Here is a 6,428-nt window from a genome sequence, read left to right as displayed (position 1 = left end):
GCGGTGCCCAGCGGCCGTTGTCGCGCGGTGCCCAGCGGCCGTTGTCGCGCGGTGTCGAGCGGTCGCCGCCGTGCGGTGTCGAGCGGTCGCCGTCGCCTGGCACCCAGCGGTCGTTGTGGCGCGATGTCGCTCGGCTGCGGTCGCCCGATGCCCAGCAGCCGCTGTCCTGCGATGACGATCAACCGCCGTCCGGTGCCGATGGGCCGTCGCTCGCCGTCGATCAGATGCCGCCGGTGGAGAGCAGGCCGCCGTCGACGCGCACGGTCTCGCCGGTGATCCACGCGGCCTCGTCCGACACCAGGAACGCGATCAGCCGCGCGACGTCCTCGGGGGCGCCCAGCCGCTTCATCGGATACGCGGCCGCGGCCTGCTCCTCGTCGGCGGAGTAGAGCGCGTCGGCGAATTTGGTCTTGACCACGCCTGGCGCCACCGCGTTCACCCGGATCTTCGGGCCGAGCTGCCAGGCCAGCTCGCCGGTGAGGTGGATGAGCGCGGCCTTGGAGGAGCCGTAGGCGGCGATCACTCCGCTGGACCGCAGGCCCGCGACGCTGGCGACGTTGACGATCGCGCCGCCGTTGTCACGCATCCAGGCCTTGTACGCCTCCTGGATGTAGCCGAGCGCGGCGACCACGTTGACGTCGAAGATCTTGCGCACCGCGTCCAGGTCCGCGTCCATCAGCGCGCCGTAGATCGGGTTGATGCCGGTGTTGTTGATCAGGATGTCGAGCGAACCGAACTCCGAGACCGCGCGCTCGACCGCCGCGGCGCGACTCTCCGGGTCGCCGGAGTTACCCGCCAGCGCGACGACCTGGCCCTGATGGCCAAGTGCTCGCAGCTCGGCGGCCGCCTCCTCCAGCGGTTCCGGTTTCCGCGCGGTGATCACCACGTTCGCCCCTCGGCGCAGCAGCTCGGCCGCCACGGCCTTGCCGATGCCCCGGCTGGCCCCGCTGACCAGCGCGCTCTTGCCCAACAGATCGGTACTCATGGCATCGCACGCTACCGAAGCCGGACCGGCCGCCGTTATCGCGGTCACACCGGCTTCCTCGGCTGCGGGACCGCTCGCGGGCACAGGTAAAATCAGTGGTTCTTGTGCCTCGAGGGGCGCACAATCGAGCAGCGACTGCCCGGCCCCGCCGCGCCACGACCACCACCATCCGTGAGGAGCCCATCTGTGATCACCGCGACCGACCTCGAGGTTCGGGCCGGAGTCCGGACCCTGCTGTCGGCGCCAGGCCCCGCGCTGCGGGTGCAAGCCGGTGACCGCATCGGACTGGTCGGGCGCAACGGCGCAGGCAAGACCACCACGCTGCGCATCCTCGCGGGCGAAGGCGAGCCGTACGCCGGAAAGATCCTGCGCTCCAGCGAGATCGGCTATCTGCCGCAGGATCCCAAGGAAGGCAACCTGGACGTGCTCGCGCGCGACCGGGTGCTCTCCGCGCGCGGCCTGGACACGCTGATCCGCGACATGGAGAAGCAGCAGGCGCTGATGGCCGAGGTGGCCGACGAGAAGGAGCGCGAGAAGGCGGTCCGCAAGTACGGCAGGCTCGAGGAGCGGTTCTCGGCGCTCGGCGGCTACGTCGCCGAGAGCGAGGCCGCCCGGATCTGCCACAGCCTCGGCCTGCCCGACCGGGTGCTCGGCCAGCCGCTGCGCACCCTGTCCGGCGGTCAGCGCCGCCGAATCGAACTGGCGCGCATCCTGTTCTCCGCCTCCGACGGCAGCGGCGGCCGCTCGGATCGCATCCTGCTGCTCGACGAGCCGACCAACCACCTCGACGCCGACTCGATCACCTGGCTGCGCGGGTTCCTGCAGAACCACGACGGCGGCCTGATCGTGATCAGCCACGACGTCGAACTGCTCGACGCGGTGGTGAACAAGGTGTGGTTCCTCGACGCCGTGCGCGGCGAGGCCGACGTCTACAACATGGGCTGGAAGAAGTACCTCGACGCCCGCGCCACCGACGAACAGCGCCGCCGCCGCGAGCGTGCCAACGCCGAGAAGAAGGCCTCCGCGCTCAAGGCGCAGGCCGCCAAGCTCGGCGCCAAGGCGACGAAAGCCGTTGCGGCACAGAACATGGTCAAGCGCGCCGAGCGACTGCTCAACGAGCTGGACGAGGTGCGCGTCGCCGACAAGGTGGCCAGGATCAAGTTCCCCGAGCCCGCCGCCTGCGGCAAGACGCCGCTGATGGCCGAGAACCTGACCAAGATGTACGGCTCGCTGGAGATCTTCACCGGCGTCGACCTGGCGATCGACCGCGGCAGCCGGGTCGTGGTGCTCGGCCTCAACGGCGCGGGCAAGACCACGCTGCTGCGCCTGCTCGCCGGGGTGGAGCAGCCGACGGCGGGCGGTCTGGTGCCGGGGCACGGTCTGAAGATCGGTTACTTCGCCCAGGAGCACGACACACTCGACGACGAGGCCACGGTGTGGGAGAACATCCGGCACGCGGCGCCGGACGCGGGTGAACAGGACCTGCGCGGCCTGCTCGGCGCGTTCATGTTCACCGGTCCGCAGCTCGACCAGCCCGCGGGCACCCTCTCCGGCGGCGAGAAGACCCGCTTGGCGCTGGCCGGTCTGGTGTCCTCGGCGGCCAACGTGCTGCTGCTCGACGAGCCGACCAACAACCTGGACCCGGTGTCCCGCGAGCAGGTGCTCGACGCGCTGCGCACCTACGCCGGGGCGGTCGTCCTGGTGACCCACGATCCGGGCGCCGCGGAGGCCTTGTCGCCGGAGCGGGTCATTCTCCTCCCCGATGGCACGGAGGACCACTGGTCCGCGGAATATTTGGAACTGATTCAGCTCGCGTGAGTTTCATCACACGAACCCGTTGATCACGGCCTGCTCAGTGCTTAGCCTGGAAAGACGCGCTGCTCGGCGACTCGGAGGAAGCCATGAGCGACAGGGCCACACAAAGCAAGGCCACATTGGGTAAGGGCACACGCGTCACGGGGAAATCGCGTGACCGTCTGCAATCGCAGCTGAAGAAGCAATACGAGGCGGGCGCCAGCATTCGTTCGCTGGCGAGGTCGACCGGACGCTCCTACGGTTTCATCCACAACGTGCTGGTGGAGTCGCACGTGCAGCTCCGCAGCCGGGGTGGCGCGAACCGCCGTAAGAGCCCCGGCAAGTAACGTCCCGCGCCCGCGAATCCGGTGGCGGTACAAGGTCTTTCGCCGCCACCGCGGGAAGTTCTTCGCGTCGGCGCCGTCCCTCGACCGGACAGCGCCGACGAGAGGAGGAGCGGGGGACGCGTGCCGACGGTCAGTATCCGGGAACCATGCCGTCGCTGTGCACGAGCAGGTTGGACAGGCTCTGGAAGATCGGCAGGCCGGTCTTGATCTCCAGGTAGGCGAACTGACCCTGGGGGTTGACCTCCAGGAAGTAGTACTCGCCGTCCAAGCCGAGGCGCAGGTCGAGGACCCCGAAGCTGAGCCCGAGCGCGCCCATGAGCGTGGCCAGGGATTTGCTCACCGAGGCGGGCAGCTGGTCGCGGGTGAACTCGACGGAGGTGTCCAGCCGGGAGTCGACCCGGCCGACACCCGCCTGGGAGTCGATGCGCACCGTCCAGGCGATGCCGTCCACCCACACCACCCGCAGGTCGCACTCGGCCTCGATGTAGTCCTGGAAGGTGGTCGGCGCCGACCGAATGCCCGCCAGCTTGCCGAAATCGGCGGCGGTGATGATCCTGGTCTCGGCGAATTCCGCGCGTCCGGTGCCGGTGCGCTTGTAAACCACTGGGCCGGGCCGTGATTCGACGAAGCTGCGCGCCTCGTCCGGATCGTTGGTGATCAGCGTCTCGGGGATCGCGAACCCGGCGCGCTGCGCCGTCTCCAGCTGGACGATCTTGCGTCCCGCGGTGCGGTCGGCGCCGGGATCGTTGATCCAGAACGCCGGGATCGACCACAGCAGGCCCTGGATGAACCCGTCGCACTCGGCCTGGCGGTAGGCGTCGTCCGAGGCTCGTACGCCGCCGGGCACCTGGCACGGGTGCGGTCGCCGCCACCACACCGAACGGACGGTATCGAGCCCGATCACATGCGAGAGCGAGCGCGTGGTGCCGAGCCGGTCCAGCCGGAAACTGCCCGACTCGCGCGGGAAGTCGCGCAGGTCGAGGTGTATCGGACTGAGCCCGTGGTGTTCTCGCAACGTGGCCGCCATCGCGGTGGCGTGCAGATCATCGGATTCGGACACGATCAGGACCGAGCCTGGGAGCCGGCTCACCATGGGCAGGTCCGCTCAGTCGAGGCTGTCGCAGTTGATGCCGTCGTCACTCGTCGCGAACGATTTCGTCTGGCAGTAGGTATAGGTCGCGCCGCTGCCCGCCGGGTAGTCCACCAGCCGCAGCCGGTCGGCCCAGGTGGCCGTGAGTTGTTGCAGCAGTTCGTCACCCAGCGCTTCCGAGGGCGCGGCGGCGATGGTCATCGGCCGGTCGACGAGGTCGATGCGCAGCCGCTGGGTGAAGTCGGCGGTGGCGCCGGGGCGGATGTCCACCAGGACCGGTCGGCCGTCGCCCGCTTGGTCGTCGGCGACGTTGTCGAGCATGCGGAGCACATCGTCACGACGGAAGGTCCACGTGCCCTCGGCGACACGGACGGTGATCTCGCGTTCCGACTCGGCCACCAAAAGGCCTTGCAGTGCGGGTACGCGGTCTTCCGTCGACGTGACACCGGGTCGGTGGATTGCGTCGGCCATGGTCTGCTCTCCGATCTGCTCGCGATTTGCCAGGACCCCCGAGCGTGAACTGGATCATAACGCGGAAGGGGTCGGCCCCGGCCCGGATCGAAAGATTTCACGGCCGTTGGCAAACCGGATCCGGACACGGAAGGCGCTAGCGCCGAAAGATTTTCGGCAGTCCGAAAATAGCCCTACCGCAATCTTCCAGCTACTTCCGAGTGGGGGTAGCGGACGGGTATTGCCCAAGATTGGCGGCCATGTCGGCCGCCGCGCCACGCTACAGGCCGAGCAGATCGGGTCGCTCGGCGAGAGCTCGGAAACGCTCGCCCGGATCGGCGACCAGCTTGCGCTCGGTCAGGTCGAGCAGGCCGCCGACGACGGCGACTTCAGCCGACACCGCGCCGTCCAGCTTCCGGATCAGCTGCCGCATCCGGAAGACCTTGCCTTCGGTCCAAGCGAATTCGCAGCTGATCGTCACCTCGTCGCCACCGCGCAGTTCACGCGAGTACTTGATGTTCGTCTCAAGGACCACCGGCCCGACGCCGGACTCGATGAGCTTCTCCTGGGCGACCCCGGCGGCGCGCAGCAGCTCCCAGCGGGCGTGCTCGGCGTACTGGAGGTACACCGCCTGATTCAGGTGGCCCTGGGTGTCGAGCTCGTATCCGCGGACGACGACGGGGACGGAAAAGGTCATGTCATGGCGAACCAGTCGCCGTCCGTTGTTGTTCCCGTTCGCGCTGACGCGTGCGCCACATTCCGGCGCGCGAACGCATCACCGCCGGTTGGCGGTTCGCTCGGCCCACCACCGCGTAGAACAGTTCGTCCGATTCTGTGTGGTCCTGCGGCGCGGCCGGGCGCGTCGGGAAAACCGTCGCGCGAAATCGAGTAGTGCGCTACTCGTGTGCCGGACGGCGCACGGCCGTATCGTAGTGCTCTTTCCAGAACTTCAGGCGGGCAAGGAGAAACGATGATCGACATCATCACCCTCCGGGGCACCGGCGAGCCCCGCAATCCGGATGGCGCGCCCGCGGGCATGCTGCGCGACGTCACCAAACTGCTAGACCCGGAGAAGTTCACCGCGTTCGAGCCGAACTGGCCCGCCTCGGTCGGACCCGCGCCGGAGGTGTGGGGTCCCTCGCTGGAGACCTCGGTCCGGCTCGGCGTCGCCGCAGGCGTGCGCGCCATTCAGGATTCGCCGAATGTCTGTGGGCTGCTGAGTTATTCGCTCGGCGGGATTTGTGCGAGTCGCATTCTGGAAGGTGTGCGATCGGGTAGGTACAAGAACTTCGACGGCTCGCCGTTGGAGATCGCGTTCGTGGTCAACATCGCCAACCCGATGCGCAAAGCGGGTCAGTCCGTGGGGAATCTGTGCCCGCCGTCCACCTACGGACTGCACGGCCAGCGCGGCGCGTGGCCCAGCCTCGACGTCAAGGAATACGCCAATCCCGGCGACATCATCACTTCCTCGCCGCCGGATTCCCCGCTGCGCATGATCGACGTCGGGATCTCCCCGTTCTCGTTCGTCGAGGGCGCTCGCTTCGGCAACGTGACGCCGCTGATCTTCGAGGAACTGCTGCGCTTCCTGTTGCAGAACCCGCTGGCCAATCTGGACCGCTACACCAAGGCCGTGCAGGGCGTCATCGGCTACCTCACCCCGTGGCCCGACGGCCAGCACGTCCTGTATTCCGGCCACAACATGCCGGGCACGAACGTCCTGTGGACCACCCACGCGGCCGACTATCTCAACGCCAACCACTGA

General features: G+C 68.3%; 7 protein-coding genes. 3 read left to right on the top strand and 4 right to left on the bottom strand.

Annotated features, from left to right (window positions below; all coding sequences use genetic code 11):
- Window positions 1-220 precede the first annotated feature (220 nt).
- Window positions 221-985 (bottom strand): SDR family oxidoreductase, encoded by a 765-nt coding sequence (locus tag CRP45_RS07675; RefSeq protein WP_097244346.1) that lies wholly within the window; start codon window positions 983-985, stop codon window positions 221-223.
- 186 nt (window positions 986-1,171) lie between these two features.
- Here CRP45_RS07675 and CRP45_RS07670 point away from each other — a divergent pair, with 186 nt between their 5' ends.
- Window positions 1,172-2,803 carry an ABC-F family ATP-binding cassette domain-containing protein gene (locus CRP45_RS07670; protein WP_067780845.1) on the top strand — a complete coding sequence of 544 codons (1,632 nt, stop codon included), beginning with the start codon at window positions 1,172-1,174 and terminating at the stop codon, window positions 2,801-2,803.
- An 83-nt stretch (window positions 2,804-2,886) separates the two neighbouring features.
- Window positions 2,887-3,126, top strand: a complete 240-nt coding sequence (locus CRP45_RS07665; protein WP_067780848.1) for a helix-turn-helix domain-containing protein — start codon at window positions 2,887-2,889, stop codon at window positions 3,124-3,126.
- Window positions 3,127-3,256: 130 nt separating this feature from the next.
- On the opposite strand, the gene CRP45_RS07660 is transcribed toward CRP45_RS07665, so the two are convergent.
- The 3 genes from CRP45_RS07660 to CRP45_RS07650 all read right to left on the bottom strand — a co-directional run bounded on the left by CRP45_RS07660 (window position 3,257) and on the right by CRP45_RS07650 (window position 5,363).
- Window positions 3,257-4,186, bottom strand: coding sequence for an MvdC/MvdD family ATP grasp protein (locus CRP45_RS07660; protein ID WP_245909965.1), 930 nt, complete (start codon window positions 4,184-4,186; stop codon window positions 3,257-3,259).
- A 45-nt stretch (window positions 4,187-4,231) separates the two neighbouring features.
- Complete coding sequence (locus CRP45_RS07655) at window positions 4,232-4,687, bottom strand: hypothetical protein (RefSeq protein ID WP_067780855.1); 456 nt, start codon at window positions 4,685-4,687, stop codon at window positions 4,232-4,234.
- Window positions 4,688-4,946: 259 nt separating this feature from the next.
- Window positions 4,947-5,363, bottom strand: coding sequence for an acyl-CoA thioesterase (locus CRP45_RS07650; RefSeq protein WP_097244345.1), 417 nt, complete (start codon window positions 5,361-5,363; stop codon window positions 4,947-4,949).
- A 273-nt stretch (window positions 5,364-5,636) separates the two neighbouring features.
- Here CRP45_RS07650 and CRP45_RS07645 point away from each other — a divergent pair, with 273 nt between their 5' ends.
- Window positions 5,637-6,428 carry a hypothetical protein gene (locus CRP45_RS07645; protein ID WP_097244344.1) on the top strand — a complete coding sequence of 264 codons (792 nt, stop codon included), beginning with the start codon at window positions 5,637-5,639 and terminating at the stop codon, window positions 6,426-6,428.

The organism is Nocardia amikacinitolerans, assembly GCF_900215415.1.
GTDB classification, from domain to species: Bacteria; Actinomycetota; Actinomycetes; order Mycobacteriales; family Mycobacteriaceae; genus Nocardia; species Nocardia amikacinitolerans.
Note: the sequence above shows the minus strand (reverse complement) of the source record. Positions and strands in the feature narration are given on the sequence as shown.

Coding starts and splice junctions, on each gene's coding strand:
- CRP45_RS07675 (WP_097244346.1), bottom strand. CDS start 985: ATGAGTACCGATCTGTTGGGCAAGAGCGCGCTGGTCAGCGGGGCCAGC.
- CRP45_RS07665 (WP_067780848.1), top strand. CDS start 2,887: ATGAGCGACAGGGCCACACAAAGCAAGGCCACATTGGGTAAGGGCACA.
- CRP45_RS07655 (WP_067780855.1), bottom strand. CDS start 4,687: ATGGCCGACGCAATCCACCGACCCGGTGTCACGTCGACGGAAGACCGC.
- CRP45_RS07650 (WP_097244345.1), bottom strand. CDS start 5,363: ATGACCTTTTCCGTCCCCGTCGTCGTCCGCGGATACGAGCTCGACACC.
- CRP45_RS07645 (WP_097244344.1), top strand. CDS start 5,637: ATGATCGACATCATCACCCTCCGGGGCACCGGCGAGCCCCGCAATCCG.